This window comes from Roseateles sp. P5_B10 (assembly GCF_056400485.1).
In genome coordinates, this window is sequence record NZ_JBFULE010000790.1 from 1 (window position 1) to 2,387 (window position 2,387).

Annotated in this window: 1 pseudogene; it reads right to left on the reverse strand. The window is 67.0% G+C overall.

Annotated elements, in window-relative coordinates:
* Positions 1 to 2,387: pseudogene (locus tag AC1DU6_RS27675) on the reverse strand (heme utilization protein); the annotation flags it as partial.

The window sequence follows — 2,387 nt, forward strand, 5'->3', positions numbered from 1 at the left end:
CCCTTGACCTGGGCGGTGGTGAAGGCCGCCACCCCTTGACCTGGGCGGTGGTGAAGGCCGCCACCTGGCCCGTGGACAGGCTGGACACCTCGTCGGAGGTCAGCGACTGGACCTGGTCGGAACTCAGGCCGCGCAGCGCATTGGTCGTGACGGCACGCAGGTCGGCCGTTTCCAGCTTGGACAGCTGGTCGGTCGTCAGCGAGCCGAACTGGCTGGACGACAGCGTCGCGAACTGGGCCGAGCCCATCGCGTTGAGGCTGTCGGTGACCAGGTTGCTCAGCTGCGAGGTCGTCAGCGCCTGGATCTGCGAGGTCGACAGGCGGGCGATCTGGTCCGTCGTCAGGACGTTCAGGTCATCGGTGTTGAGGCCGATGATCTGCGGGTTGGTGGTTAGCGCGTTGAGCTGGGTGCTGGTGAGGCCGCGCAGCTGATCGCTGGTCAAGCCATCGATCTGGGTGCTGGACAGGGCTCGCAACGCGGCCGTCGTCAACGACTTCATGTCGGACGCGTCGATGGCTGCCAGCTGGTCGGTGGACAGCGACTGGACCTGGGCCGAGCTCAGCACAGCAACCTGGGCGGTGCCCAGGGCCGTCATGTCGGCGGCCGTCAATCCCTGGACCTGCGACGTCGTCAGCGAGCCGATCTGGGCGGTGCTGAGGCTGGAGACTTCATCGGAACTCAGCGTCAGGATCTGGTCCGAACTCAGGCCGCGCAGCGCGGCGGTCGTGACCGCACGCAGGTCGGCTGTCTCGAGCTTGGGCAACTGGTCGGAGGTCAGCGAACCGAACTGGGTGGATGACAGCGAGGCGAACTGGGCCGAACCCATCGCATTCAGGTTGTCTGTCGTCAGGTTGCTGAGCTGCGCGGTCGTCAGGACCTGGATCTGGGCGGTGGAGAGCTTGTTGAACTGGTCGGACGTGAGGCTGTTGAGGTCGTCCGTGTTCAGCGTGCGGACCTGGTCGGTGGTCAGGGCATTGATCTGGCTGGAAGACAGGGCCCGCAACTGATCCGAGGTCAGGCCGTCGAGTTGGGTGCTGCTGAGGGCGCGCAGGGCGGCCGYTGTCAGCGACTTCATGTCAGCCGCGTCGATGGCGGACAGTTGATCCGTGTTCAGTGCGGCCGCCTGGGCCGAGCTCAGCACGGCCACCTGGGCGGTGCCCAGGGCCGTCATGTCAGCGGCCGTCAGGCCCTGGACCTGGGACGTCGTGAGCGAACCGATCTGGGCGGTGCTCAGGCTGGAGACCTCRTCGGAGSTCAGCGTCAGGATCTGGTCCGAGCTCAGGCCGCGCAGTGCGGCGGTCGTGACGGCGCGCAGGTCGGCCGTCTCCAGCTTGGGCAGCTGGTCGGACGTCAGCGAACCGAACTGGGTGGACGACAGCGTGGCGAACTGGGCCGAGCCCATCGCATTGAGGTTGTCCGTCGTCAGGTTGCTCAGCTGAGCGGTCGTCAGCACTTGCACCTGGGCGGTGGAGAGCTTGTTGAACTGGTCGGACGTGAGGCTGTTGAGGTCGTCCGTGTTCAGCGTGCGGACCTGRTCGGTGGTCAGCGAGTTGATCTGGCTGGAGCTCAGCGCGCGCAGCTGGTCCGAGGTCAGGCCGTCGAGCTGGGTGCTGGACAGSGMRCGCAGRGCSGCCGTCGTCAGCGACTTCATGTCGGCGGCTTCGATGGCGGASAGCTGGTCGGTCGACAGGTTCTGGGCCTGGGCCGAGCTCAGCGCGGCCACCTGGGCGGTACCGAGCGCCGTCATGTCGCCRGCCGTCAGGCCCTTGACCTGGGCCGTCGTCAACGTGGCGATCTGGGCCGTCGTCATCGAACYSACTTCGTCGGAAGTCAGCGACTGGACCTGATCGGARCTCAGGCCGCGCAGYGCAKYGGTCGTGACCGCGCGCAGGTCGGCCGTCTCCATCTTGGAGAGCTGRTCGGTGCCCAGGGCGCCGAACTGGTTGGAAGACAGCGTGGCGAACTGGGCCGAGCCCATCGCGTTGAGGCTGTCGGTGACCAGGTTGCTCAGCTGAGTCGTCGTCAGCGCCTGGATCTGCGAGGTCGACAGGCGGGCGATCTGATCCGTCGTCAGCACGTTCAGGTCATCCGTGCTGAGGCTGATGATCTGCGGACTGGTGGTCAGCGCGTTGAGCTGGGCGCTTGTCAGCGCCCGCAGCTGATCGCTGGTCAGGCCATCGATCTGGGCGCTGGACAGCGCACGCAGGGAGGCCGTCGTCAGCGACTTCATGTCGGCCGCATCGATGGCCGAGAGCTGGTCCGTGTTCAGCGCAGCGGCCTGGGCCGAGTTCAGCGCCGCGACCTGGGCGGTGCCGAGCGCCGTCATGTCGGCGGCGGTGAGACCCTTGACCTGGGCGGTCGTGAAGGCCGCCACCTGGCCCGTGGAC